Origin of the sequence: Ensifer sp. M14, from assembly GCF_003355565.1 — a bacterium.
Classification (GTDB): domain Bacteria; phylum Pseudomonadota; class Alphaproteobacteria; order Rhizobiales; family Rhizobiaceae; genus Ensifer.
On record NZ_QJNR01000004.1, the window covers coordinates 2807982 to 2833425 of the forward strand.

At 62.0% G+C, this 25444-nt stretch carries 22 protein-coding genes; 12 read left to right on the forward strand and 10 right to left on the reverse strand.

The window, feature by feature from the left end; all coding sequences use genetic code 11:
• Positions 1-63: 63 nt before the first annotated feature.
• Together BLJAPNOD_RS13510 and BLJAPNOD_RS13515 are read right to left on the reverse strand one after the other, a co-directional pair.
• Positions 64-993, reverse strand: a complete 930-nt coding sequence (locus tag BLJAPNOD_RS13510) for a pseudouridine-5'-phosphate glycosidase (protein ID WP_077503641.1) — start codon at positions 991-993, stop codon at positions 64-66.
• Between the two features lie 31 nt (positions 994-1024).
• A complete protein-coding gene (locus tag BLJAPNOD_RS13515) occupies positions 1025-1972 on the reverse strand; it encodes a carbohydrate kinase family protein (protein ID WP_115420182.1) in 948 nt (315 codons plus the stop codon).
• A 240-nt stretch (positions 1973-2212) separates the two neighbouring features.
• Between BLJAPNOD_RS13515 and recA the strand changes: the two genes are divergently transcribed.
• The 3 genes from recA (at position 2213) to BLJAPNOD_RS13530 (ending at position 7222) form a co-directional block, all read left to right on the forward strand.
• Positions 2213-3301: a recombinase RecA gene (gene recA / locus BLJAPNOD_RS13520; protein WP_077503639.1), complete on the forward strand. Its 1089-nt coding sequence runs from the start codon at positions 2213-2215 to the stop codon at positions 3299-3301.
• Between the two features lie 229 nt (positions 3302-3530).
• Positions 3531-6215 carry an alanine--tRNA ligase gene (gene alaS, locus BLJAPNOD_RS13525; protein WP_115420183.1) on the forward strand — a complete coding sequence of 895 codons (2685 nt, stop codon included), beginning with the start codon at positions 3531-3533 and terminating at the stop codon, positions 6213-6215.
• A gap of 155 nt (positions 6216-6370) precedes the next feature.
• Complete coding sequence (locus tag BLJAPNOD_RS13530; RefSeq protein WP_115420184.1) at positions 6371-7222, forward strand: AraC family transcriptional regulator; 852 nt, start codon at positions 6371-6373, stop codon at positions 7220-7222.
• 88 nt (positions 7223-7310) lie between these two features.
• Here BLJAPNOD_RS13530 and BLJAPNOD_RS13535 read toward each other — a convergent pair whose 3' ends face one another.
• Positions 7311-8525, reverse strand: coding sequence for an NADP-dependent isocitrate dehydrogenase (locus BLJAPNOD_RS13535; protein WP_112804901.1), 1215 nt, complete (start codon positions 8523-8525; stop codon positions 7311-7313).
• A gap of 274 nt (positions 8526-8799) precedes the next feature.
• On the opposite strand from BLJAPNOD_RS13535, the gene BLJAPNOD_RS13540 reads away from it, so the two are divergent.
• The 4 genes from BLJAPNOD_RS13540 to BLJAPNOD_RS13555 all read left to right on the forward strand — a co-directional run bounded on the left by BLJAPNOD_RS13540 (position 8800) and on the right by BLJAPNOD_RS13555 (position 14239).
• A complete protein-coding gene (locus tag BLJAPNOD_RS13540; RefSeq protein ID WP_115420185.1) occupies positions 8800-10788 on the forward strand; it encodes an FUSC family protein in 1989 nt (662 codons plus the stop codon).
• Between the two features lie 89 nt (positions 10789-10877).
• Positions 10878-11723, forward strand: a complete 846-nt coding sequence (locus tag BLJAPNOD_RS13545) for an RNA methyltransferase (RefSeq protein ID WP_115420186.1) — start codon at positions 10878-10880, stop codon at positions 11721-11723.
• On the forward strand, positions 11710-12507 hold the full coding sequence (murI, locus tag BLJAPNOD_RS13550; RefSeq protein WP_115420187.1) for a glutamate racemase: 798 nt from the start codon (positions 11710-11712) through the stop codon (positions 12505-12507). Before BLJAPNOD_RS13545 ends, murI begins: the two co-directional genes overlap by 14 nt.
• Before the next feature lie 217 nt (positions 12508-12724).
• Positions 12725-14239, forward strand: a complete 1515-nt coding sequence (locus BLJAPNOD_RS13555; protein ID WP_077503631.1) for an ATP-binding protein — start codon at positions 12725-12727, stop codon at positions 14237-14239.
• Between the two features lie 86 nt (positions 14240-14325).
• Here the strand turns inward: BLJAPNOD_RS13555 and BLJAPNOD_RS13560 are convergent, their stop codons facing one another.
• Positions 14326-14661: a cupin domain-containing protein gene (locus BLJAPNOD_RS13560; RefSeq protein WP_199565937.1), complete on the reverse strand. Its 336-nt coding sequence runs from the start codon at positions 14659-14661 to the stop codon at positions 14326-14328.
• Positions 14662-14773: 112 nt separating this feature from the next.
• On the opposite strand from BLJAPNOD_RS13560, the gene BLJAPNOD_RS13565 reads away from it, so the two are divergent.
• From BLJAPNOD_RS13565 to BLJAPNOD_RS13585, 5 genes are all read left to right on the forward strand, one after another.
• Positions 14774-15301 (forward strand): MarR family transcriptional regulator, encoded by a 528-nt coding sequence (locus BLJAPNOD_RS13565; RefSeq protein WP_077503630.1) that lies wholly within the window; start codon positions 14774-14776, stop codon positions 15299-15301.
• Between the two features lie 227 nt (positions 15302-15528).
• Positions 15529-16146 carry a 30S ribosomal protein S4 gene (gene rpsD, locus BLJAPNOD_RS13570; protein WP_025427166.1) on the forward strand — a complete coding sequence of 206 codons (618 nt, stop codon included), beginning with the start codon at positions 15529-15531 and terminating at the stop codon, positions 16144-16146.
• 148 nt (positions 16147-16294) lie between these two features.
• Positions 16295-17242 (forward strand): glutaminase, encoded by a 948-nt coding sequence (locus BLJAPNOD_RS13575; protein ID WP_115420189.1) that lies wholly within the window; start codon positions 16295-16297, stop codon positions 17240-17242.
• A 111-nt stretch (positions 17243-17353) separates the two neighbouring features.
• Positions 17354-18238, forward strand: a complete 885-nt coding sequence (gene ttcA, locus BLJAPNOD_RS13580; protein ID WP_115420190.1) for a tRNA 2-thiocytidine(32) synthetase TtcA — start codon at positions 17354-17356, stop codon at positions 18236-18238.
• On the forward strand, positions 18235-19059 hold the full coding sequence (locus tag BLJAPNOD_RS13585) for an inositol monophosphatase family protein (RefSeq protein WP_115420191.1): 825 nt from the start codon (positions 18235-18237) through the stop codon (positions 19057-19059). The genes ttcA and BLJAPNOD_RS13585 overlap by 4 nt, the downstream gene beginning before the upstream one ends.
• 72 nt (positions 19060-19131) lie before the next feature.
• Here the strand turns inward: BLJAPNOD_RS13585 and BLJAPNOD_RS13590 are convergent, their stop codons facing one another.
• The 6 genes from BLJAPNOD_RS13590 to purL all read right to left on the reverse strand — a co-directional run bounded on the left by BLJAPNOD_RS13590 (position 19132) and on the right by purL (position 25327).
• A complete protein-coding gene (locus tag BLJAPNOD_RS13590) occupies positions 19132-20448 on the reverse strand; it encodes a multidrug effflux MFS transporter (protein WP_256372330.1) in 1317 nt (438 codons plus the stop codon).
• Between the two features lie 33 nt (positions 20449-20481).
• Complete coding sequence (locus BLJAPNOD_RS13595; protein ID WP_077503913.1) at positions 20482-21717, reverse strand: multidrug effflux MFS transporter; 1236 nt, start codon at positions 21715-21717, stop codon at positions 20482-20484.
• 393 nt (positions 21718-22110) lie between these two features.
• Complete coding sequence (gene grxD / locus BLJAPNOD_RS13600) at positions 22111-22449, reverse strand: Grx4 family monothiol glutaredoxin (RefSeq protein ID WP_053247512.1); 339 nt, start codon at positions 22447-22449, stop codon at positions 22111-22113.
• A gap of 134 nt (positions 22450-22583) precedes the next feature.
• Positions 22584-22826 carry a hypothetical protein gene (locus BLJAPNOD_RS13605; RefSeq protein ID WP_115420193.1) on the reverse strand — a complete coding sequence of 81 codons (243 nt, stop codon included), beginning with the start codon at positions 22824-22826 and terminating at the stop codon, positions 22584-22586.
• A gap of 7 nt (positions 22827-22833) precedes the next feature.
• Entirely contained in the window at positions 22834-23067 is a 234-nt protein-coding gene (locus tag BLJAPNOD_RS13610) for a BolA family transcriptional regulator (protein ID WP_053247510.1), read from the reverse strand.
• 19 nt (positions 23068-23086) lie between these two features.
• On the reverse strand, positions 23087-25327 hold the full coding sequence (purL, locus tag BLJAPNOD_RS13615) for a phosphoribosylformylglycinamidine synthase subunit PurL (protein ID WP_115420194.1): 2241 nt from the start codon (positions 25325-25327) through the stop codon (positions 23087-23089).
• Positions 25328-25444: the final 117 nt, after the last annotated feature.

Here is a 25444-nt window from a genome sequence, read left to right on the forward strand (position 1 = left end):
GACGTTTGCGCGTCGGGCTTTCCTTTTGTCGTCTGGAGCATTTCCGGGAAAAGTGTGAGCGGTTTACTTCGCGGTGAGCGCCACAGCGATTTCGCCGGCGAGGCGGGCATTGTTCTCGACCAGCGCAATGTTGGTTTCGAGGCTGCGGCCTTCGGTCAGGTGGAAAAGGTTGTCGAGCAGGTAGGGCGTGACCGCCTTGCCGGTGACGTCGTCGCGCTCGGCGTTGTCGATCGCACGGGCGATGTAGATTTCCATTTCCTCGCGCGGGATCTCGCTTTCAGCCGGAACCGGGTTGGCAATCAGCATGCCGCCATCGACGCCGAGCTGCTCGCGCATGTTCTGGAAGTTGGCGATCGCCGCGGGGCTGTTGAGCATCAGCGGGCTCTTGAGGCCGGAATCGCGCGACCAGAAGGCCGGGAATACGTCGCTGTCGTAGGTGACGACGGGCACACCGCGGGTTTCCAGCACTTCGAGCGTCTTCGGAATGTCGAGAATGGCCTTGGCGCCGGCGCAAACGACGATGACGGCCGTGCGGGCCAGCTCTTCGAGGTCGGCGGAAATGTCGAAGGTCAGCTCGGCGCCACGGTGCACGCCGCCGATGCCGCCGGTCGCAAAGACACGGATGCCGGCGCGGGCAGCGGCGATCATGGTGGCGGCAACGGTCGTTGCACCGGTGCGGCGCTCAGCGATCGCAAAGGCCAGATCGGCTCGCGAGACCTTCATCGCGCCTTCCGTCTTCGCCAGTTCTTCAAGCTTGGCATCATCAAGGCCGATATGCAGAACGCCATGGATGACGGCGATCGTCGCCGGGACAGCACCCTGATCGCGGATGATCGCTTCGACGCTGCGGGCCATGTTGAGATTGCCCGGATAGGGCATGCCATGGGTGATGATGGTCGATTCCAGCGCCACGATCGGCGCGCCACGCGCCTTGGCGGCTGCAACCTCGTCGGAATATTCCATCGGCAGGAAGGGGGAAGCAGGTTTGGTCATGGGTTTTCCTTGGGAGTTCGGCTGGCGGTGTTCATGCCAGCATTTGAGGTGCCGGCACAAGGGCGAGCGCCTGTTCGAGAATGGCCTGCGACATTTGTTCCGAGGCGGCCAGGGGGGAGCGAAGCGTTATGCCGGCAGCGGCAATTCCGTGCCTGAGGCATTCGGCGAGATCACGATCCGCAAGCCGGGCAGCCAGAAACCCGGATGCCATGGCATCGCCGGCGCCGGTAACATCGGCGAGTTCCGGCAGAGCCGGCGGCGTTGCGACGCAGACAGTTTCGCGATCGAAGGCGACGACAGCTCTGCCTCCACGCGTGACAATGCCGCCATTGAGACCGGCGGCGCGCAACAACGGTGGCCAGCCCTCGGCATCGTCGGAATCCTTGCCGGTAAGCGCACGCGCCTCGGCTTCATTCATGAACAGGAAGCTGAGCCCGGCGAGGCTCGGCTGAAACCTGACCACCTTTGCCGGCGAAACCGCGATACCGGCGACGATACGGCCCTCGGTTGAAGCTGCCTCGACGAGAGCGGCAATGGTCTCTTCCGGCAGGTTCGCATCGGTCAGCACCAGCCGGCTGTCGGCGATGGCATCGCGCAACGCGCGTCGCTGCAACTGGCGCGGCGAGAACAGTCGGTAAAGATCCATATCGGCGAGCGCGATCACCAGATTGCCGTCATTTTCGATGATCGCGGTGTAGCTCGGCGTCTGGCGGTCGAGAAAGGTGAGGGGATTGTCGATGACGCCGGCAGCCGCAGCGGCAGCAGTCACCATCTCCCCGGCCGCATCACCGCCACGCGTGCTGATCATCCGAACGCTATGACCGAGCCGCGCCAGATTGCGCGCGGCGTTGAAACCACCGCCACCGGCCTCTTCGAACCAGGTGCCGGGGTTGCTCGAACCGGGTGCGGTCGTGCCGGTGATGCGGCCACGCCGATCGATATGGGCGCCGCCAAAGACGGCGATCTCGCCTTCCGTCATGAATGTTCCTCTGCTGTCTCAGAAGCCGAATCGGATCGTGGCCGTTCATCGTCTCGACGCGCACCGGGCGCTGCCGAAAAACTTACGCCGCTAAGCGTGAACATGAATCGAACACAATCCGAATAATTCCTATTTTTCAATGACTTGCTCCTCTCTTGCAAAACGGGAACAAAACATGTACAAAAAGTCGTGCGGCGGCTTCATTGCCTCGGTAGCTTCAATAACCTAAAGGTGGACCAAATGGCACAAAACTCTTTGCGGCTCGTAGAGGACAAATCGGTGGATAAAAGCAAGGCACTTGAAGCGGCACTTTCCCAGATCGAACGGTCGTTCGGCAAGGGATCGATCATGAAGCTCGGTGGGAAGGACAGCATCATCGAGATCGAGACGGTTTCGACCGGCTCTCTCAGCCTGGACATTGCACTCGGCATCGGCGGCCTGCCGAAGGGCCGCATCATCGAAATTTACGGCCCGGAAAGCTCGGGCAAGACGACGCTCGCGCTGCAGACCATCGCTGAAGCACAGAAGAAGGGCGGCATCTGCGCCTTCGTCGACGCCGAACATGCACTCGACCCGGTTTATGCGCGCAAGCTGGGCGTCGATCTGGAAAACCTCTTGATCTCGCAGCCCGATACCGGCGAACAGGCACTTGAGATCACCGACACGCTGGTTCGCTCCGGGGCGATCGACGTTCTCGTCATCGACTCCGTCGCAGCGCTCGTGCCGCGCGCCGAAATCGAAGGTGAAATGGGCGACAGCCTGCCGGGCATGCAGGCCCGCCTGATGAGCCAGGCGCTGCGCAAGCTGACCGCCTCGATCTCGAAGTCGAACTGCATGGTGGTCTTCATCAACCAGATCCGCATGAAGATCGGCGTCATGTTCGGTTCGCCGGAAACGACGACGGGCGGTAACGCGCTGAAGTTCTATGCCTCGGTTCGCCTCGACATTCGCCGCATCGGCTCCGTCAAGGAGCGCGAAGAGGTCGTCGGCAACCAGACGCGCGTCAAGGTCGTCAAGAACAAGATGGCGCCTCCCTTCAAGCAGGTCGAATTTGACATCATGTATGGCGAAGGCGTGTCCAAGACCGGCGAACTCGTCGACCTCGGCGTCAAGGCCGGCATCGTCGAGAAGTCCGGCGCCTGGTTCTCCTATAACAGCCAGCGTCTCGGACAGGGCCGCGAGAACGCCAAGTCGTTCCTCAGGGACAATCCGGATCTTTCGCGCGAGATCGAGACAGCTCTGCGGCAGAACGCCGGCCTGATTGCCGACCGTTTCCTGGAGAATGGCGGTCCGGAGCCGGACGACGGCGACGACGCTGCCGAAGCATAAGCTTCGAGCCAGCCTTTGAGCTTTCAAAACCGGTCGCCATCATTGGAGGCCGGTTTTTTGCTGGCGTCTGGACAGCATGATACGCGAACGATAAAAGCCTGTGGTTCCGGCGACCGAGGGCGTTGGAGGGCGCAGCCGTCAGGGATGGCTGCGGGGTTGAAGGACGACGGCGAGGGGCGCGGCAAATGCCGGGGCTTGGGCCTGAATTGGTGCACAGATAGGACGCAAGATGAGCGGCGTGAATGAAATCCGGTCGACGTTTCTCGACTATTTCCGCAGGAATGGTCACGAAGTGGTGTCGTCGAGCCCGTTGGTGCCGCGCAACGACCCGACACTGATGTTCACCAATGCCGGCATGGTGCAGTTCAAGAACGTCTTCACCGGGCTCGAGCAGCGTCCCTACTCGACGGCTGTGACCGCGCAGAAATGCGTGCGCGCCGGCGGCAAGCACAACGACCTCGACAATGTCGGCTACACCGCACGCCACCACACCTTCTTCGAAATGCTCGGCAACTTCTCCTTTGGCGATTACTTCAAGGAGAACGCCATCGAGCTTGCCTGGAACCTGATCACCAAGGAATACGGCCTCGACGCCAAGCGCATGCTGGTGACGGTCTATCACACCGATGACGAAGCATTCGGACTGTGGAAGAAGATTGCCGGCCTCTCCGACGACCGCATCATCCGCATTCCCACCAGCGACAATTTCTGGGCCATGGGCGATACCGGCCCTTGCGGCCCGTGCTCGGAAATCTTCTACGACCACGGCGACAAGATCTGGGGTGGACCTCCGGGTTCCGCCGATGAAGACGGCGACCGCTTCATCGAGATCTGGAACCTCGTCTTCATGCAGTACGAGCAGATCACCAAGGAAGAGCGCGTCAACCTTCCGCGTCCGTCGATCGACACCGGCATGGGCCTGGAGCGCCTGGCGGCCGTGCTGCAGGGCCAGCATGACAACTACGACATAGATCTCTTCCGTGCCTTGATCGCCGCGTCCGAAGAAGCGACCGGCGTCAAGGCCGAGGGCGACCAGCGCGCCAGCCATCGCGTCATTGCCGACCATCTGCGTTCGTCCGCCTTCCTCATTGCTGACGGCGTGCTGCCGTCGAACGAAGGCCGCGGCTATGTGCTTCGCCGCATCATGCGCCGCGCCATGCGCCACGCCCAGTTGCTCGGCGCCCGCGATCCCCTGATGTGGAAGCTGCTGCCGGCGCTCGTCGGCCAGATGGGTCGCGCCTATCCGGAACTGATGCGCGCCGAAGCGTTGATCTCCGAAACGCTGAAGCTCGAAGAAACCCGTTTCCGCAAGACGCTGGAGCGCGGCCTGAACCTGCTCTCCGAAGCTTCTGCCGACCTTTCCGAAGGCGACCAGTTCAACGGCGAGACCGCCTTCAAGCTCTACGACACCTACGGCTTCCCGCTCGACCTGACCCAGGATGCGCTTCGCGCCAAGGGCATCTCCGTCGACACCGACGCCTTCACCACGGCCATGCAGCGCCAGAAGGCCGAGGCACGGGCAAGCTGGTCCGGTTCCGGCGAAGCGGCAACCGAAACCATCTGGTTCGAGCTGCGCGAAAAGCATGGTTCGACCGAATTCCTCGGCTACGACACGGAAGTCGCTGAAGGCGTGATCCAGGCAATCGTGCGCGATGGCGCTGTCGCTCCGTCGGCTGCCAAAGGTGAGACCGTCCAGATCGTCCTCAACCAGACGCCGTTCTACGGCGAATCGGGTGGCCAGATGGGCGATACCGGAACGATCACCACCGACGGCGGCAAGGTGACGGTAACCGACACGCAGAAGCGCGGCGAGGGGCTGTTCGTTCATTTCGGCGTCGTTGCCGAAGGCACGATCAAGACCGGCGATGCGGCTCAGCTCGAAGTCGATCACGCCCGCCGTTCGCGCCTTCGCGCCAACCATTCGGCAACCCATCTGTTGCATGAAGCGCTTCGCGAAGTCCTCGGCACCCATGTCGCACAGAAGGGTTCGCTGGTGGCACCTGAGCGCCTGCGCTTCGACGTTTCGCACCCGAAGCCGATGTCGGCCGAGGAGCTGAAGATCGTCGAGGAGATGGCAAACGAGATCATCGTTCAGAACACGCCGGTCACCACCCGCCTGATGAGCGTCGACGATGCCATTGCCGAAGGTGCGATGGCGTTGTTCGGCGAAAAATACGGCGACGAAGTGCGTGTCGTGTCCATGGGCCAGGGCATCCACGGCTCCAAGGCCAACCGTCCCTATTCCGTTGAACTCTGCGGCGGCACCCACGTTTCGGCGACCGGTGATATCGGTCTCGTGCGCGTCGTTTCCGAAAGTGCAGTTGGCGCCGGCGTGCGCCGCGTCGAGGCGCTGACCGGCGAGGCAGCGCGTGCCTACCTCAACGAGCAGGACGAGCGGGTAAAGACGCTCGCCAACACACTCAAGGTTCAGCCGGGCGACGTGCTTGGCCGTGTCGAGGCGCTTCTCGACGAGCGCCGCAAGCTGGAGCGCGAACTGACCGAAGCCAAGAAGAAGCTGGCGCTCGGTGGTGGCGGTCAGGCCGGATCGAGCGATGCTGCCCGCGACATCGCCGGCATGCGCTTCCTCGGCAAGGTGGTTTCCGGCGTCGAGCCCAAGGATCTGAAGAGTCTCGCCGACGACGGCAAGAAGAGCCTCGGCTCCGGCGTCGTCGCTTTCGTCGGCGTTTCCGGCGATGGCAAGGCAAGTGCTGTCGTCGCCGTGACCGACGACCTGACCTCCAAGGTCAGCGCCGTGGATCTGGTGCGCATCGCCTCGGCCGCTCTCGGCGGCAAGGGGGGCGGTGGTCGCGCCGACATGGCCCAGGCTGGCGGCCCCGACGGCGAGAAGGCAGCTGAAGCGATCGAGGCTGTTGCCGTGGCGTTGGCCCGGCTAAGCCCAGGTAGAGACACATGAAATTGAAAAGGGCGTCCGTTTCGGGCGCCTTTTTTCGTAGCGGCAAGCGGCCGGCCGTCTGTTCACCTGCGCATTCGTTCGCCGCAAAACTCCGCAGGATTTGTCAAACTCGTCTATGGTCTACCGATCCGTGAGCAAAACGCGAAAGGTTCGGCATGGACGAGCAGGTAAGCTGGGCGACCTATGAGAGACGTCTGCACAGGGTGAGCGATTATATTTACGGCCATCTCAACGAGGAGCTCGATCTCGATCGCCTCGCTGAAATCGCCTGCCTGTCGCCGCACCACTGGCACCGGATCTATCGTGCCGTTCATGGCGAAACGCTGGCGGCAACGGTCAAGCGGCTGCGGCTGCAAAAGACCGCTGCCGATCTCGTACAATCCGATCTTCCTGTCGAAGCGATCGCGCAGCGCTCTGGTTACCCCAACATCCAATCCTTCAATCGCACCTTCAAAGCGGCCTATGGGCTGCCGCCGGCGCGGTATCGCAAGGAGGGCAGCCACAAAACCTTCGAAACCGCTTCATCGGAAGGAATTGCGGACATGTATGAAGTCACCCTCAAGGAAATAGACAGCTTCGACCTCGTCGGCGTCGCCCACACCGGCTCCTATATGGGCATTGGCAAGGCGTTCGAGACGCTGTACGGCACGCTGTTTTCGCGCAATCTTTTTCGCCCTGACATGGAAATGGTCGGTATTTATCTGGATGACCCGGAACTGGTTGCGACAGACAAGCTCCGCTCCTTTGCCTGTGTCACGGCAAGGCAAGCCCTGCCTGCCGATGCGCCGTTGACGCCGCAGACGCTTGACGGCGGTCGCTATGCCGTGCTCCGGCACAAGGGACCTTATGCGGACATGCCGCTCGCCTACCAATGGCTCTACGGCACCTGGCTGCCGCAATCGGGCCGCGAGGTTCGTGACAGCCTGATGTTCGAGAAATATCTCAACAACCCGCGCGACGTGCCGCCGACCGAACTGCTGAGCGAGATTTATCTGCCGCTGAAGTAACAGGCCTGCGGCACCAAGCGCGCAAAAGGGCAAAAAAGAAACCCGGCACAAGGCCGGGTTTCGCATTTCAGTTGATGACAGGTGCCGATCAGGCCGCCATCGCCTTCTTCAGGTTCTCGTCGATCTTGTCGAGGAAGCCGGTGGTCGAGAGCCACGGCTGGTCGGGGCCAATCAGAAGCGCCAGGTCCTTGGTCATGAAGCCTGATTCGACAGTGTCGACGCAGACCTTTTCCAGGGTTTCGGAGAAGCGGGCGAGCTCGGCGTTGTCGTCCAGCTTGGCGCGGTGGGCAAGGCCACGGGTCCAGGCGAAGATCGAGGCGATCGAGTTGGTCGAGGTTTCCTCGCCCTTCTGGTGCTGGCGGTAGTGGCGGGTCACGGTGCCGTGGGCGGCTTCTGCTTCGACCGTCTTGCCATCCGGCGTCATCAGAACCGAGGTCATCAGGCCGAGCGAGCCGAATCCCTGGGCAACGATGTCCGACTGAACGTCGCCGTCATAGTTCTTGCACGCCCAGACGTAGCCACCGGACCACTTGAGCGCCGAAGCGACCATGTCGTCGATCAGGCGGTGTTCGTACCAGATCTTCAGTTCCTTGAACTTGTCGGCGAATTCTTCATCGAACACCTTCTGGAAGATATCCTTGAAGCGGCCGTCATAGACCTTGAGAATGGTGTTCTTGGTCGACAGGTAAACCGGAACCTTGCGCTGAATGCCGTAGTTGAGCGAAGCGCGGGCGAATTCGGTGATCGAATCGTCGAGGTTGTACATGCCCATGGCAACGCCGGCCGACGGGGCGTCGAAGACGTCGTATTCGATTTCCTTGCCGTCTTCGCCGACGAACTTCATCGTCAGCTTGCCCTTGCCGGGGAACTTGAAGTCGGTGGCGCGGTACTGGTCGCCGAAGGCGTGACGGCCGACGATGATCGGCTTTGTCCAGCCCGGAACCAGGCGCGGAACGTTCTTGCAGATGATCGGCTCGCGGAAGATGACGCCGCCGAGGATGTTGCGGATGGTGCCGTTCGGCGACTTCCACATCTTCTTGAGCTTGAATTCTTCGACGCGGGCTTCGTCCGGGGTGATCGTGGCGCACTTGACGCCGACGCCGTGCTTCTTGATGGCGTTGGCTGCATCGATCGTCACCTGGTCGTCGGTGGCGTCGCGGTTTTCCATGCCGAGGTCATAATACTCGAGGTCGATGTCGAGGTAGGGATGGATCAGCTTGTCCTTGATGAACTGCCAGATGATGCGGGTCATCTCGTCGCCGTCGAGTTCGACGACCGGATTGGCGACCTTGATCTTTGCCATGAAAATGCCTCGTAGCTTAGCGGGACAACGGGAGCGATGTCCCTTCCTCTTTAGAAAAATCCAGAGCCCTATAGCATCATGAAACGGCAAGGCAAAGCATGCTTGGCTGAAACTTTGGGTGGAGACTCGAGCAACCGACGGGCAGGGGCCCGGAAGGCATTTTTGACAGGTTTTAATCCGGCCTGCGCCTTGAAAAGATTGGAGGCGGCGTTAATCAAAAGGGAGCGGTGAAGCAGCACCCGCCGATGATCGCCGCAACAGGCAAAGGCATCCGATGGAAACTCGTTCCCGCGTGCGCGACTGGCTTCTCGCCAACGACCCCGCCTTTTCCCGGTTGCGCCAGGCGACGCGCATCACCGCAACGATCGTTTCGTCGGTGTGCCTGCTGATGGCCTTCCATTATCTCGTCGCGCCACTGCCGCCGGCGGCTTACGGCCTTGCGGTTTCCCTCTCGATCGAAGGCGGCCTTGCGGTGCGCGATCGCACACATGGCGATCAGTTGGTGACCCGTGTGATTGCCGTCGTCGTCGGCGTCTCCATGGTTGCTCTGGCATCGGTGCTGGAAAGCCATCGCTACGTCTCCGATGGCGTCTTTTTGACGATCATTTTCCTGGCCGTCTATTTCCGGCCGCTCGGGCCCCGATGGTTTGCTGTCGGCATGTTCGCCTTCATGTCCTATTTTATCGGCGCCTATCTTCGACCGACGATCGACCAGTTGCCCGCGCTGTTCTTCGGCGCTGCGGTTTCGGCGACGGTCGCTCACCTGGTCCGTACCGTGCTTCTGCCCGACAACCGCTACCGCGATCTCATGCGCGCCGCAGCCAGTGTCCAGCAGCGCGTCGACCAGATGCTGGAGGAACTGGTCGATGTCGCCCGCAAGCCGATGCTGTCGGAAACGGATCGTACCCGGCTGCACCGAAGGGAGGAGCGCCTCAAGGAGGCTGTGCTGATGGCGGAAAGCTTCATTCCGACAGAAAACCGGCGCCCGGAACCAGAGCCCGGCCTTGCCTCTTCGGATGTGGTGATCAACCTCTTCGACCTGCATCTGGCGGCGGAAAGCGTCATCGTTCTGAGCCTGCAGGCTATGCCACCCGTAGCATTGATCGAAGCTATGCTCACGCGCAACGCCGCCGAGATCGAAGCGGAGACAGCACGCATCGACCGCACGAACGAGCGGCTTGACGAGACCGTCAAGGCGCTCTCGTGGCTGCGCAATGTTCGCAAGCGGCTTGCCCAGAGCCTCGAAAAACTCGACCCGCGCGATCTCGATGATCCGGCCGAACCGGCGCTTGGCCCGGCGCCCGCTCGTCCAAAGCTGACGGTGTCCAATCCGGCGCTCAAGGCGGCCATTCAGATCACGCTCGCTTCCGGCATCGCCATGGTGTTCGGGCTGATGCTGTCGCGCGACCGTTGGTTCTGGGCGGTGCTGGCAGCCTTTCTCGTCTTCACCAACACCCGCTCGCGCGGCGATACTGCGATCAAGGCGCTGCAGCGCTCGGCCGGTACCCTGTTCGGGATCGTCGTCGGCATCGTCGCCGGCACGCTGGTTGCCGGCAACATCTACCTGGTGCTGCCGCTCAGCGCGCTCTGTGTTTTTCTCGGCTTCTATTTCCTTGCGGTTTCCTATGCGTCGATGACCTTCTTCGTCTCGATCGTGCTGTCGCTGCTCTACAGCCTCATGGGCGTGCTGACGCCGGAGCTGCTGCAACTGCGGCTGGAGGAAACGCTGATCGGCTCGATCGCCGGTGCTGCCGTTGCCTTCATGGTCTTCCCGACCCGAACGCGGACATCGCTCGATCTCGCGATCAAGGCCTGGTGCGGCGAGCTGGAAGGGGTGCTGCAAGCGGCTAAGGACGGCAGCTCAGGCATGGCGCTGATTGCGCGCTCCCAGGCACTCGACCGCGCCTACCGCGAACTTGCCGCGGCGGCGAAGCCCCTTGGCGTTTCCTGGCAGCTCGTCACACGCCCCGGCCATATCAGGCAGACTCTGGCGATCTTCATGGGATGCACCTATTGGGCGCGCGTCTTTGCCCGTCGGGTTGCCGACGAAGCCGATGCCATCGGCACGACGTTCCGCAGCGATGTCGACGAAAATCTGACATTGGTTCGCTCGATCGCGGAGAAGGGGGCCGGTTACTTCTATGACGGTGGCCGTGTCGCCGGGCCAGTCCGCCGACATCTGCCGATATCGAAGGACGATGCGGAGCTGGGGCTGGAGATGATCGGTATCTCCCTCAATCGCCTGCATCCAGAAAAACCGTGAAGCCCGCAATCGCTGCAATGTCGGCCGGACTTTAATTATCCGGGCTTTTGTGCGAGGGAAGCGCCGAACAGAAGACGAAGGCGAAAGACATGGCAGGCACCAACAGCGAACGAGAACTCCTGACCGAAGGACCGGCGATCATTCTCGCCTATCCGCAGCTCGGCGAGAACATCGGCATGGTCGCCCGCGCCATGGCCAATTTCGGCCTGTCGGAACTGCGCCTCGTCAACCCGCGCGACGGCTGGCCGAACGAAAAGGCGCAGTCTGCCGCCAGCCGTGCCGACCACGTCATCGAGGGCGCCAAGCTCTACGACACGCTGGAAGAGGCAATCGCCGACCTCAATTTTGTCTACGCGACGACGGCGCGCGATCGTTACGGCTACAAGCCGGTGCGCTCGCCGATCGTGGCGGCGCGCACCCTGAGGCAGCGCTTCGTCGCGGGCGAGGCAACCGGCATCATCTTCGGCCGCGAGCGCACCGGCCTCACCAACGAGGAAGTGGCGCTTGCCGACGAGATCGTGACCTTCCCGGTCAACCCGGCTTTCGCTTCGCTCAACCTTGCTCAGGCCGTGCTGCTCATGTCCTATGAGTGGCTGAAGACCGGCATGGAAAGCGAAGACCAGACATCCTTCCAGGCGCTGGAACAGCGCCCGGCGAAGAAGGACGACCTGCAGGGGTTGTTCGATCATCTCGAAGATGCGCTGGAAGCGCGCAACTATTTCCGCTCTGCCGACAAAAAGCCGAAATTGGTCGAAAATCTGCGCACCGTTCTGACCAGACCATCCTTTACCGAAACGGAAATCCGGGTGCTGCGCGGCGTGATCTCGTCGCTCGATCGGTTTTCGCGCGAACATCCCCGGGGTTCCGGCGCTCCTGCCGATAGCACAAGGGCCGAGCCCAACAAGAAAGTATCAGACAGCGGTGACAGCGACTGACCTGAAACCCATTCTCGTCTTCGACAGCGGCATCGGCGGGCTCACGGTGCTCCGCGAGGCGAGGGTGCTGATGCCGGAGCGGCATTTCATCTATGTCGCCGACGATGCCGGCTTTCCCTATGGCGGCTGGGAAGAGGAGGCTCTGCGCGCGCATGTCATCGCGCTCTTTGGCCGACTGCTGGCCGAGCACGATCCGGAAATCTGCGTGATTGCCTGCAACACCGCCTTCACGCTGGTCGGTGCCGATCTGCGCGCCGCCTTTCCTCAGATGACCTTCGTTGGCACCGTGCCGGCGATCAAGCCGGCGGCCGAGCGGACGCGCTCCGGACTCGTTTCCGTGCTGGCGACACCGGGCACGGTCAAGCGCGCCTATACCCGCGACCTCATCCAGTCCTTCGCCAGCCAATGTCATGTTCGCCTGGTCGGCTCCGAAAACCTCGCCAAGATGGCCGAGGCCTATATCCGCGGCGAAAAGCTCGATGATGTGGAGGTACTCGCCGAAATCGCGCCGTGCTTCATCGAGATGGACGGCCGCAAGACCGACATCGTCGTTCTCGCCTGCACGCATTATCCTTTCATGGCCAATTTGTTCCGCAAACTGGCACCATGGCCGGTCGACTGGCTGGATCCGGCCGAAGCTATTGCCCGGCGCGCCCGTTCGCTGGTGCCGCTGCCCAATGGCTTTGAGCCGTTGTACGGCGAGGATCCGGCAATCTTCACCTCGGGAAAGCCGGATTTTTCAACGCGACGCCTGATGCAGGGATTCGGACTGACTGTGCGGTAACAAGGTCTTCTTATCTGTGGGTTTCGCGCTTTGAACCGGGAAAACTGCGGGGAAGGGTGCTAGACCTCGGAGCTTGCGGGCGCGCGCCCGACATCAGCCAGAGCATGTCCAGGAAAATGCGACGCGGTTTTCCGTCAGGAAATGCGTAAAACAGAGGTAGAGCGCATCTGCTGCTCAGCCCAAACGACGAACGCCGTAAAGGCAGGATGAGGTACAGATGAAAGTCGGCATCGACATGGGAGCGACGTCCGAAGGGACTTCGGCCTCTCTCGATATCGAGGAGCTTCTGGCGACCCGCCTGCTGGTACAGGGCAATTCCGGCTCCGGCAAATCGCATCTTCTCAGAAGATTGCTCGAGCAGTCTGCGCCCTGGGTACAGCAATGCATCATCGACCCCGAGGGCGATTTCGTCACGCTGGCCGACAAGTTCGGCCATGTGGTCGTCGAGGGCGAACGCACGGACGCCGAACTGATCGGTATTGCCACGCGCATCCGCCAGCACCGGGTTTCTTGCGTCCTGTCGCTAGAAGGTCTCGACATCGACCAGCAGATGCGTAGCGCCGGGGTGTTCCTCAACGCCATGTTCGATGCCGATCGCGAATACTGGTACCCGGTGCTCGTGGTGGTCGACGAAGCGCAGATGTTTGCGCCCGCGGTCGCCGGTGACGTTACCGAGGAAGTCCGCAAGATCTCGCTCGGCGCCATGACCAACCTCATGTGCCGTGGGCGTAAGCGCGGGCTTGCCGGCGTCATCGCCACGCAGCGCCTGGCAAAGCTTGCCAAGAACGTGGCGGCCGAAGCCTCCAACTTCCTGATGGGCCGCACCTTCCTCGATATCGACATGCTGCGCGCTGCCGACCTGCTCGGCATGGATCGCCGTACCGCTGAAATGTTCCGCGATCTGAAGCGCGGCTCCTTCGTTGCTCTTGGCCCGGCGCTGTCACGCCGTCCGCTGAAGGTGACGATTGGTGCGGTCGAGACCTCGGCGCGCTCGACGAGCCCCAAACTGATGCCGCTGCCCGAAGCGCCGCAGGATGTAGAAGACCTGATCTTCACCCCCGACGCCGACGAACTGACACGGCCGATCATGCGCCGCGCGGCGCCACCGCCACGCCCGGCCACCGATATTCTCGCCGAGCTGTCGCGCCCGCGACCGGAGCCGATGGCGCCGATCGAGGTAAAACCTGCTCAGCCAGAAATGTCGCCGGAAGAGCGTGGCGCGCTGCTCGACAGCCTGCTTGCCGAGATTCTCGCCAATCCCGATGCCGCCTTCCGCCCGGATGCCGAGCTGTTCCAGGACTTTCTCGTGCGCTGCCGCATTCGCCGCGTGCCGGGTGCTGCCCTGTCGCTGAGCGCATTCCGGCGCAAGATGGCAATTGCCCGCTCGGGCGTCGATGCCGAGACTGCTGCGACAGACGCCTGGGCGTCGGCGCTCCGGCTAGCCGATCGCGTTACAGAGGATCTGCAGGGCGTGTTCCTGATGATGGCGCAGGCCGCCGTGCGCGGCCTCGCATGCCCGTCGGACGCGATGATCGCACGGGCCTACGGCACCCATTCCGCCCGTCGCGCTCGGCGGTTGCTCGGCTATTTCGAGGAGAATGGGCTGATCGTCGTTCATGCCGATTTCACCGGCAAGCGAATCGTGGCCTTTCCCGACCTCGGCTGCGAAACCGCTCCGGGCGACGCCAACGGGCCGGATGCAATGGATCCGTCCGCCGCTGCGGCTGAATAGGCGCGGCCTCCGTTCGAGGCTTCAGCTCCGATTTCTTAATGACGAGACGGCAACGATGCGCGACGCCGTCTGTCGTGTGCGGGGCATCAAAGCCACTCCTGAATCACGTGGTCGGACGCATGGATGCAGGTCATCTCCAGCCGGGCGTTGCCGCTGTTGACGAAACGGTGCGGCGTGCCGGGATCGACGACGATGATGTCGCCGGCCTTGCCGATGAGCGTTTTCTCGCCGACCGTGAACTGCGCTTCGCCGGAATGAATGAGCCAGGTCTCCGGATAGGGATGGATGTGAAGGGCCGGACCTTGGCCAGGCTCCGCATCCATCAGAAAGAGTGAAACCGGCGTGCCGTATTGCCCGCCTTCAAAGAGGATCGTCCGGTTGGGGCTCTGATTCTGCTCTGCGCGCGGAATGACATGAAACATGTTGATCTCCATCGGGTTGGTTTGCTGGTTCGAATGAGTTATCTTGACGAGAAGATATTATATCAAAATATCTTCTCGTCAAGATATATTGCTGGAGGCCGCGGAGTTGACTATGCAGAATGAGCAAAAGGCGAGGGACCACGTCGACCGGTTGCGGGCGCAATGGGATCTCGAATTGCCGGATCTCGATACGGAACCAATGACCATCCTGGGGCGCGCCTACCGGCTTTCGAATCTGGTGCGTCCGTCGATCGAAGAGACTTTTGCCTCCTTCGGCATCGACCGCGGCGAATTCGACGTGATCTCGACGCTCAGGCGCTCTGGCCCTCCGTATCGCCTGACGCCGACCGACCTTTATACATTGCTGATGATTTCGTCGGGCGGACTGACACATCGGCTTGATCGCTTGCAGAAGGCGGGGCTGATCCTGCGCGAGCGTTCGGCATCGGATGGGCGCAGCAGCGTGGTTGGGTTGACGGAGAAGGGCGTAGCGCTCGCCGAAGCCGCTTTTCGGGCTGACATGGCGAGCGAGGCGCGCTATCTCGAAGGTCTGGGGCCAGAGGAACGCGCCGCACTGGCAGAGCTTCTGAAGAAGCTGCTTGTCTCCCTGGAAAACCAGCAGGCCTGCGACCCCGCCTGAAATGGTGCCTGATACGGCGATTTTGTTTGACAATGCCGGCCGGACGCACTAAAGCCGCCCCAACGCCGGGCAGAAATGTCCGGTGTTTTATTTGACATGTCCCGTGGTTTCTCCGGCAGCGTGATCGTGAGAATCCTGTCAGAACTCTCAAAATGGGTTCAGAGGAGGGCGTGTTTCCTTAATCCGGTTTGGCAACAGACCGGTGTAACCGACTGAAAGGAAATGCGATGAGCAAGCGCGAATCGTCCAAGTACAAAATTGACCGCCGTATGGGCGAAAACATCTGGGGCCGCCCGAAGTCGCCGGTTAACCGCCGCGAATACGGCCCGGGCCAGCACGGCCAGCGCCGCAAGTCCAAGCTTTCGGACTTCGGTGTGCAGTTGCGCGCCAAGCAGAAGCTGAAGGGCTACTACGGCGACATCCGCGAAAAGCAGTTCCGTGCGATCTTCGCCGAAGCTGATCGCCGCAAGGGTGACACCCCGGAGAACCTGATCGGCCTGCTCGAATCGCGCCTCGACGCGATCGTCTACCGCGCAAAGTTCGTTCCGACCGTTTTCGCTGCACGCCAGTTCGTCAACCATGGCCACGTCAAGGTTAACGGCGTTCGCGTCAACATCGGTTCCTACCGTTGCAAGCCGGGCGACGTCATCGAAGTCAAGGAAAAGTCCAAGCAGCTCGTGACCGTTCTCGAAGCGGTTCAGCTCGCTGAGCGTGACGTTCCCGACTACATCGAAGTCGACCACAACAAGATGGTTGCAACCTTCGTCCGCGTTCCGGTTCTCTCCGACGTGCCTTACGCCGTCGTCATGGAACCGCACCTCGTCGTCGAATTCTACTCGCGTTAATCCGGGGCCTTGGCCTTGTGAACGTTTCGAAAACCGCCCGGAAACGGGCGGTTTTTTTGTCTCTTCAGATATCGTGGCGTTTTGATCCGTCGCGCACCGCCTTTGTCACGGACAAAGCGCTGGCTTGCACGGCGGAAGGGGAAATCGCATGCCGGAGCAGAAGACGCCGCAGGATCTGCAGGCGATCATCGAGGATATCCACCGCGAGCTGACACCACGGCTCGGCGAGGGCAAGGTCGCGGATTACATCCCGCAGCTCGCGCGCGTTAATCCCCAGCACTTCGGCATGGCGATCGTCACCACCGACGGTCAGGTGCACCGGGTCGGCGACGCCGAGGTGCCGTTCTCGATACAGAGCGTCTCCAAGGTGTTCACGCTGACGCTGGCGCTCGGCAAACACGGCGAGAACATCTGGCACCGCGTCGGCCGCGAACCCTCAGGCTCGGCCTTCAACTCGATCGTCCAGCTCGAGCAGGAAGGCGGCAAGCCGCGCAATCCCTTCATCAATGCCGGCGCCATCACCGTCAGCGATCTGATCCTTGCCGGCCACACGCCGCGCGAGCTGATCGGCGAGATCGTCCAGTTCGTCCGCTATCTCGCAGACGACGATGCCATCGTGATCGACCCCGAGGTCGCTCGCTCCGAAACAGCAACGGGCTTCCGCAACTTCGCGCTTGCCAACTTCATGCGTTCCTTCGGGCGGCTCGATCACCCGGTCGAGCATGTGCTCGGCGTCTATTTCCACCACTGCGCGCTGGCGATGACCTGCAGCCAGCTTGCCAAGGCCGGCCTGTTTCTGGCGGCCGGCGGCACCAACCCGCTGACCGGACACTCGGTCGTGTCGCGCCAGCGCGCCCGGCGCATCAATGCGCTGATGCTGACCTGCGGCCACTATGACGGCTCTGGCGATTTCGCCTATCGTGTCGGCCTGCCGGGCAAGAGCGGCGTCGGCGGCGGCATCCTCGCGGTCGCGCCCGGCAAGGCCTCAGTCGCCGTCTGGTCGCCGGGCCTGAACCAGAATGGCAACTCGCTGCTCGGATCGCTGGCACTCGAGATGTTGGCCGCACGCACCGGCTGGTCGGTGTTTGGCTCCTGATTTACGCCGAAGGGCCGTTTTCCCTTGATCTTGCAGATGGAACGGGGCAAGTGCTGGCCGTGACGCGCCGCGCGCTCCTTTCCCTGCGCCCGCCATTCCAGGATCGTTGCCATGGATCATTCGCCAGCCCTTTCGCCTGACGCAATCGACAATGCCGTTGAAGACGGTGACATCGAGACCGGCCTCCACCCGATCTTCGAACGCATGCCGTCGTCGGTGTCTTTCAACAAGCTGCGCAAGCGGCTGTTGCGGCAGACGCGGCAGGCGCTCGACGATTTCGGCATGCTGAAAGGCGCCAAGCGCTGGCTGGTCGGGATCTCCGGCGGCAAGGACAGCTACAGCTTGCTGGCACTGCTGATGGATCTACAATGGCGTGGTCTTCTGCCGGTCGAGCTGATCGCCTGCAACCTCGATCAGGGGCAGCCGAACTTTCCAAAACATATCCTGCCGGAATACCTGGCTTCGATCGGCGTCAAGCACCGCATCGAGTACCGCGACACCTATTCCATCGTGAAGGAAAAGGTGCCGACGGGCGCTACCTATTGCTCGCTCTGTTCGCGGCTGCGCCGCGGCAACCTCTACCGCATTGCGCGTGAAGAAGGCTGCGATGCGCTGGTTCTCGGGCACCACCGGGAAGACATTCTTGAAACCTTCTTCATGAACTTCTTCCACGGCGGCAGGCTCGCCTCGATGCCGGCGAAGCTCTTGAACGACGAAGGCGATCTGATGCTGTTGCGGCCGCTCGCCTATGCCGCCGAAGACGACCTGGCGAAATTCGCCAGCGCCATGGAGTTCCCTATCATTCCCTGCGACCTCTGCGGCTCGCAGGATGGCCTCGAGCGCAACGCGATGAAGGCGATGCTCGCCGATCTCGAACGGCGCATGCCGGGCCGCAAGGATACGATGTTGCGGGCGCTTGGCCATGTGAACCCGTCGCACCTGCTCGACCCCAAGCTATTCGACTTCCAGTCCCTCACACCGGAGCCCAAAGAATGAGCCATTCCGTCGACATCGCCGCCCTTGCCAACCTGCTGCAGGAGGCCGCGGTCAAAGAAATCCTGCCGCGGTTCCGCAATCTCGGTGCGGGCGATGTCCGGATGAAGTCGGAAGCAATCGATCTCGTCACCGAAGGCGACGAGGCGGCCGAACGCCTGATCAAGGCGCGCATGGACGAGATTGCGCCGGGTGCGGTGTTCATCGGCGAAGAATCGGTCGCGGCCGATCCAGCCTTGCTCGACAAGCTGGCGGACACCGATCTCGCCGTCGTCGTCGATCCGATCGACGGCACTTTCAACTTCGCAGCCGGCCTGCCGCTGTTCGGCGTAATGGCGAGCGTCGTGTCCAAGGGCGAGACGGTTGCCGGCATCATCTACGACCCCCTTGGCAACGACTGGGTGATTGCAGAGAAGGGCTCGGGCGCCTGGATGTGCCGTCCTGACGGGTCGCAGGAGCGCATGGCGGTGACCGCAGGCGTTCCGCTCGAAGCCATGGTCGGCGGCGCCTCGACGGGCTTCTATAAGCAGGAAGCGCGGCGCGAGGTCATGGCCAACATGGCCAAGGTCCGGATTGCGACCAGCTACCGTTGTGCCGCACACGAATACCGCATCCTTGCCGGCGGCTACATTCACTTCCTGATGTACCAGAAGCTGATGCCCTGGGATCATCTTGCCGGCACGCTGATCGCGCAGGAGGCAGGCGCCTATGCCGCCCGCTTCGACGGTTCACCCTATCTGCCGGCCCATCTCAATGGCGGCCTGCTGCTGGCCACCGACAAGGACAGCTGGGAAACGCTGCGCCGCGAAGTCTTCACCGTTTAGGGCCATTGCCCTGGAAACAGAAAAGCCCGCCTGGATCGCTCCAGGCGGGCTTTTTGTTGATCTTATCGATCGTCACATATGGCCGCCGCCGTGGTCGAGCGAGACGTCCTTGTCACCGGGATGGGTGAAGAGCTTGCCCTTCTCGGCCCAAAGCGTCGCCAGGATCGTCACGATACCGAAGAGCGCAAAGCCCCCGAGCAGCGGCTGCAGCGTGCCGTTGAAGAGCTGGCCGACGACGCCGCCGATGAGCGCGCCGCCCGTCGTCGAGACGAAGCCGGTGATTGCTGTTGCGGTGCCGGCGAGGTGTCCCATCGGCTCCAGGCTGATCGCGGTGAAGTTGGTGGCGATGACCGCGAAGAACATCAGCAGCACCGAGAACATCAGGTAGCTGACGACGAAAGCCGGCGTACCCGACAGCGCCATGGCAAAGCCGATGACCGAGATCAGCGTGAACAGGATCATCGACACGTGCGAGATGCGGCGCATGCCGAAGCTGCGTACGAAAAAGCCGTTGGCGAAATTGGCAACGGCGATGCCGCCGGCGGTACCGGCAAAGGCAATCGGCAACCAGTCGCCGAGGCCATAGACCTCACCGAAGATCTGCTGAACGGTGACGATGTAGGCGCAGATCACGGCGGTGAACATCGTCATGCCGATCATGTAACCGCAGGTGATGCGGTTGGTCAGCACCGTCTTGAAGCCGGATGCGACCGACTTGACCGACAGCGGCAGGCGCTCTTCCTTCGGCAGCGATTCCTTCATGCGGGCGAGTGCCCAGACGAAGAGGATGGCGCCGATGATACCGATCAGGATGAAGATCCAGTGCCAGTTTGCATAGAGGATGACCAGCTGGCCGATGGACGGTGCGACGATCGGAACGACCATGAAAACGATCATGACGTAGGACATCACCCGCGCCATCTCGCGGCCACCGAAGCAGTCGCGCACGATCGCCATGGTGGTGATGCGCACGGCGGCGGCGCCGATGCCCTGGACGAAGCGCAGAACGAGCAGCATTTCGAAGCTCTGGGTGAGGGCGGCTGCAAACATCGACACGGTGAAGAAGGCAAGGCCGCCGAGCAGCACGGCGCGCCGTCCGAACGTGTCGGACAGGCTGCCGAAGAAAATCTGCGAAAGGCCGAAGCCGAGGAAGAAGACACCGATGACGAGCTGGGTGTCGTTGGAGTTGGCGACATCAAGCGACTGGCCGATGCTCGGCAATGCCGGCAGCATGCTGTCGATGGCGATCGCCACGCTCGCTGTCATGACGGCGATGGTGATGATGAATTCGAGGAGGCCCATGTTCAGGCGGGCGGCGCCCGAAACCCCGTCGACATGGTCGGATTGTGTGGTGATCGTGGTCATTGTGCGTACCCGTAAGGAGCAGATCTGAGAGGAGAAGTCTGTTTCGGCAGACTGTGATCAGCCCGCCGGATTGTGTGCCTTGAACAGCTTTCCGCGTTCGGCGATCAGAACGAAGACGATGCCGATCGCAGCAACCGTGAAATAGCCGATCGCAAGCGGCGTCGCCGTTCCGTCGAACGCCTGGCCGATGAAGGCACCGATGACGCCGCCGCCGATGGTCTGGGTAAAACCGAGCACCGAGGAGGCCGTGCCGGCGACGTGGCCAAGCGGCTCCATCGCCATGGCGTTGAAGTTCGACGCGATCAACCCGAACTGGAACATCGCCGCGCCGTAGAGCACCACGAAGAGCGGGAAGGGCACCGGTCCATAGAGCGATGCCAGCATCCACAGGAAACTCGCAAAGGCAAAGCCAAGCAATGCGGCGTGTGACAGCGCCCGCATGCCGAAGCGGCGAACGAGCTGCGAGTTGGTGAAGGACGCCACCGCCATCATCCCCGCAAATGCGGCAAACACTACCGGGAACCAAAGGCCCAGGCCGTAGACGCCGACGAGGATCTGCTGGGCGGAATTGATGAAGCCGAAAAGCGCGCCGAGGATGACCGATGTCGCCAGCGTATAGAACAGCGACAACCGGTTGGTCAGAACGATCTTGAAGCCGCTGAGGATGACCGACGGTGTGAACGCGCGGCGATGATCCGGGTTTAGCGTTTCCTGAAGCCGGAACACGACGAGCGTTGCCATCGTAAAGGCAAAGACCGCGATGACGACGAAGATCATGTGCCACTCGGCAAAGATCATGATCAGCTGCCCGATGCTCGGCGCAACGACCGGTACGATCATGAACACCATCATGATCAGCGACATCACTTCGGCCATGCGACGACCACCGTAGACGTCGCGAACGATCGACACGGTGATCACGCGGGTGGCGGCTGCACCGATGCCCTGGACGAAGCGAAGTGCAAGCAGGGCGCTGAAGGTCGGCACGATGGCGATGGCGACGGCGCAGAGACCATAGATGCCAAGGCCCGCAAGCAGCGGTGCCTTGCGCCCGAAACGATCCGACAACGGGCCGAAGAACAGCTGCGCCACGCCCATGCCGATGAGATAGGCGGTGATGACATACTGCCGATGGTTTTCGTCGGTCACGCCGAGGCTCGCGCCGATCTCCTGCAGGCCCGGCAGCATGATATCGATCGAGATCGCATTGACGGCCATCAGCATCGCCATCAGGGCGATGAACTGAAATTTGCTGAGGCCGGGAGCGGCCGCTTCGTCTGTCGTGCTCGTCATGGGCAAAATCCTTGCGGCGCGCCGGGCGCAACCGAAATAGGTCAAGACCGGAGTTTGTTCCGGAAAGAGGCGACGTCGGCTGGCAGAATGCCGGTCGGCATGTCGAGTGTCGTTTGAGGGGACGGGCTTGGTCCGGCAATGCGGTGCAAGCGGCATCCGATGTGAAGCGAAAGGGACTTTCGGCGATGGGCAGCCGGGCCAAGCCGGAGCGTGGGGACGGGTGAACGCCCATTCAGGCTGCTTATGCCGATTTATCGCGACCGCTTCATGACAGAACGAGAGTGTGTTCCGCCTATAAAAGAACAACGAAAATTAGATAATCCGGATTTATTTCCGGAATCAAAAAAGGCGGTCACCCGCCTTTTCCGACCTGATCGGAGTCGGCGGCCTGACTTAGGCAGCGGCACCCTTGACCGAAATTCCCTGTTCCTGCAGGTGCGACTGGAGTTCGCCAGCCTGGAACATTTCACGGACAATGTCGCAACCGCCGACGAATTCGCCCTTCACATAAAGCTGGGGAATGGTCGGCCAGTTCGAATAGTCCTTGATGCCCTGGCGCAGGTCCGCGTCGGCAAGAACGTTGACGCCCTTGTAGTCGACGCCGATGTAATCGAGAATCTGAACCACCTGGCCGGAAAAACCACATTGCGGGAACTGCGGCGTACCCTTCATGAAGAGCACCACGTCGTTGGTCTTGACTTCGTTCGCGATGAATTCGTGAATTCCGCTCATCTTTTCATCCTTCCTGCGCCGGCTTCAAGGGCCGGATATCGATTGTGCCTTAGATAGCATGCATATCGGTGATTTTCACCACCCAAGTGCAACAAATATTGATGGGCCTCAAGATGTGGTTTTAATACAACTTATCAGGCCGAGCGGCGACGCACCTTGCTGCGGGCGCCGGCGGTTCGCCGCCGGCTCACCTGCTTCTTGGCCGGCTTGCCAATGGCGGCTTCCAGGATATCGCCCAGAATGCCGCCAGTTGCTGCCTTGCGCGTCCGACGCTTGGTCCGCTTCGTCGCGGTCCGCTTGACGCCGGTCTTCCTCAGGATTTCCTTCAGCGCGCTGTCGACAACGCCGCTGACCAGTTCCTTGATCAGGTCGGCCACTGCAGGCTTACTCCGGCGCGCTGGTCTGAAGGGCAAGCGCGTGCAGAACGCCGCCCATGTTGCCCTTCAGTGCGTTGTAGACCATCTGGTGCTGCTGCACGCGGGTCTTGCCGCGAAACGCTTCGGCCACGACTTCGGCGGCATAGTGGTCGCCGTCACCGGCCAGATCGCGGATCGTGACCTTGGCGCCGGGGATTCCTGCCTTGATCATGTCTTCGATGTCGCCTGGTGCCATGGGCATGATACGCCTACTCCCTTTCTTATTCTGCGGCGGCAGCAGCGTTGCTGGAGCCGTCCATGAAGTCAGGGAACCACGATTCATGGGCCGAGCGCAATTGCTGAATTGCGACCGGACGGGCAGCGCCGAGCTTGACGGCATCGCCACCAGTCCTGCCGATTTCCGGCAGAGCAACGCCCTGCTTTTCCGCACGGGCCCGAACGGCAGCGACGTTGCCGGCTGTAACCGTCAGCACGTAGCGCCCCTGATCTTCGCCGTAGAAAACAGCAATCGGATCATGACCTTCGACCGCATCGACCGTCGCCCCGATATCAGACGCCATCGCCATTTCGGCAACGGCGAGCGCCAGGCCGCCGGACGAGCAGTCGTGAACCGCTGTCACCAGACCGTCGACGATCAGGCTGCGGACGAAGTCGCCGACCTTGCGCTCATGCGCGAGATCCACATGGGGTGCCGGACCGTCGGTGCGGCCATGAACATCGCGCATATAGACCGACTGGGCGATGTGCGAACCGAGGCCCTCAGGCGCACCGGCGAGCAGGATCGTTTCGCCGGCAGCGGCAAAACGGACGCGCGCCATCTTCGACCAATCCTTGATCAGGCCGACGCCACCGATGGTCGGGGTCGGCAGGATGCCTTGGCCGTTGGTCTCGTTGTAGAGCGACACGTTGCCGGAAACGATCGGGAAATCGAGCGCCGTGCAGGCTTCGCCGATGCCCTTGATGGCATGAACCAGCTGGCTCATGATTTCAGGGCGTTCCGGGTTGCCGAAATTGAGGTTGTCGGTCGCGGCCAGCGGCAACGCGCCGGTTGCCGTCAGGTTGCGCCAGCATTCGGCGACCGCCTGCTTGCCGCCTTCGAACGGGTCCGCCTCGACATAACGCGGCGTCACGTCGGAGGAGAAGGCCAGTGCCTTCGTCTGGTGGCCCTCGACGCGCACCACACCAGCATCACCACCCGGCAGCTGTAGCGAGTTGCCCTGGATCAGCGTGTCGTATTGTTCGTAGACCCAGCGACGCGACGAGTTGTTGGCCGAACCGACCAGTTGCACCAGAGCATCGGCGACATCCGTCTGCGGGATGTCGTTGGTCGCAAGTGCTGTCGGAACCTTGGCCGGGGTCCAGGGGCGGTCATATTCCGGCGCTTCGTCGCCCAGTTCCTTGATCGGCAGGTTCGCGACTTCCTCGCCCTGGTGCAGGATGCGGAAGCGCAGGTCGTCGGTGGTCTTGCCGACGATGGCGAAATCGAGGCCCCACTTGACGAAGATCGCCTTGGCGACTTCTTCCTTGGCGGGCTCCAGCACCATGAGCATGCGCTCCTGGCTTTCCGAGAGCATCATTTCGTAAGCCGTCATGTGCTCTTCGCGCACCGGAACGGTATCGAGGTTGAGCTCGATGCCGAGGTCGCCCTTGGCGCCCATTTCGACCGCCGAGCAGGTGAGGCCGGCGGCACCCATGTCCTGGATGGCGATGACGGCGCCGGTCTGCATCAGCTCGAGGCAGGCTTCGAGCAGGCACTTTTCGGTGAAGGGGTCGCCGACCTGCACGGTCGGGCGCTTTTCCTCGATCGATTCGTCGAATTCGGCAGACGCCATGGTCGCGCCGCCGACACCGTCACGGCCGGTCTTGGCGCCGAGATAGACGACGGGCAGGCCGACACCTTCGGCCTTGGAGTAGAAGATCGCATCGCTCTTGGCGAGGCCGGCCGCAAAGGCGTTGACGAGGATGTTGCCGTTGTAGCGCGCATCGAACTCGACTTCGCCGCCAACAGTCGGCACACCGAAGGAATTGCCGTAGCCGCCGACGCCGGCGACGACACCGGAAACGAGGTGGCGGGTCTTCGGATGATCCGGTGCGCCGAAGCGCAGCGCATTCATCGCCGCAACCGGACGGGCGCCCATGGTGAAGACGTCGCGCAGGATGCCGCCGACGCCGGTCGCCGCGCCCTGGTAGGGCTCGATGTAGGACGGGTGGTTGTGGCTCTCCATCTTGAAGACGACGCAGTCGCCGTCATCGATGTCGACGACGCCGGCATTTTCGCCCGGACCCTGAATGACGCGCGGCCCCTTGGTCGGCAGCGTGCGAAGCCACTTCTTCGAAGACTTGTAGGAGCAATGCTCGTTCCACATCGCTGAGAAGATGCCGAGCTCGGTAAAGGTCGGCTCGCGTCCGATCAGGCCGAGAATGCGCTCGTATTCATCGGGCTTGAGCCCGTGCGAGGCGATGAGTTCCGGGGTGATGGGGCGGGTGTTGGAAATCGTCATCGTCGACCGTCAAATCCTTCGGGCGGCGCGCAATCCTTCCACGGGATATGGCGCGTGCGAACCGCAACAGACACAGGGGGCGCTTTGCGGCTTCTTTAGCGTATGCTGCGGCGCGGC

Bases quoted from the DNA above. Each gene is read 5' to 3' on its own strand.
- BLJAPNOD_RS13510 (WP_077503641.1), bottom strand. From the start codon at position 993: ATGACCAAACCTGCTTCCCCCTTCCTGCCGATGGAATATTCCGACGAG.
- BLJAPNOD_RS13515 (WP_115420182.1), bottom strand. From the start codon at position 1,972: ATGACGGAAGGCGAGATCGCCGTCTTTGGCGGCGCCCATATCGATCGG.
- recA (WP_077503639.1), top strand. From the start codon at position 2,213: ATGGCACAAAACTCTTTGCGGCTCGTAGAGGACAAATCGGTGGATAAA.
- alaS (WP_115420183.1), top strand. From the start codon at position 3,531: ATGAGCGGCGTGAATGAAATCCGGTCGACGTTTCTCGACTATTTCCGC.
- BLJAPNOD_RS13530 (WP_115420184.1), top strand. From the start codon at position 6,371: ATGGACGAGCAGGTAAGCTGGGCGACCTATGAGAGACGTCTGCACAGG.
- BLJAPNOD_RS13535 (WP_112804901.1), bottom strand. From the start codon at position 8,525: ATGGCAAAGATCAAGGTCGCCAATCCGGTCGTCGAACTCGACGGCGAC.
- BLJAPNOD_RS13540 (WP_115420185.1), top strand. From the start codon at position 8,800: ATGGAAACTCGTTCCCGCGTGCGCGACTGGCTTCTCGCCAACGACCCC.
- BLJAPNOD_RS13545 (WP_115420186.1), top strand. From the start codon at position 10,878: ATGGCAGGCACCAACAGCGAACGAGAACTCCTGACCGAAGGACCGGCG.
- BLJAPNOD_RS13555 (WP_077503631.1), top strand. From the start codon at position 12,725: ATGAAAGTCGGCATCGACATGGGAGCGACGTCCGAAGGGACTTCGGCC.
- BLJAPNOD_RS13560 (WP_199565937.1), bottom strand. From the start codon at position 14,661: ATGTTTCATGTCATTCCGCGCGCAGAGCAGAATCAGAGCCCCAACCGG.
- BLJAPNOD_RS13565 (WP_077503630.1), top strand. From the start codon at position 14,774: ATGCAGAATGAGCAAAAGGCGAGGGACCACGTCGACCGGTTGCGGGCG.
- rpsD (WP_025427166.1), top strand. From the start codon at position 15,529: ATGAGCAAGCGCGAATCGTCCAAGTACAAAATTGACCGCCGTATGGGC.
- BLJAPNOD_RS13575 (WP_115420189.1), top strand. From the start codon at position 16,295: ATGCCGGAGCAGAAGACGCCGCAGGATCTGCAGGCGATCATCGAGGAT.
- ttcA (WP_115420190.1), top strand. From the start codon at position 17,354: ATGGATCATTCGCCAGCCCTTTCGCCTGACGCAATCGACAATGCCGTT.
- BLJAPNOD_RS13585 (WP_115420191.1), top strand. From the start codon at position 18,235: ATGAGCCATTCCGTCGACATCGCCGCCCTTGCCAACCTGCTGCAGGAG.
- BLJAPNOD_RS13595 (WP_077503913.1), bottom strand. From the start codon at position 21,717: ATGACGAGCACGACAGACGAAGCGGCCGCTCCCGGCCTCAGCAAATTT.
- grxD (WP_053247512.1), bottom strand. From the start codon at position 22,449: ATGAGCGGAATTCACGAATTCATCGCGAACGAAGTCAAGACCAACGAC.
- BLJAPNOD_RS13610 (WP_053247510.1), bottom strand. From the start codon at position 23,067: ATGCCCATGGCACCAGGCGACATCGAAGACATGATCAAGGCAGGAATC.
- purL (WP_115420194.1), bottom strand. From the start codon at position 25,327: ATGACGATTTCCAACACCCGCCCCATCACCCCGGAACTCATCGCCTCG.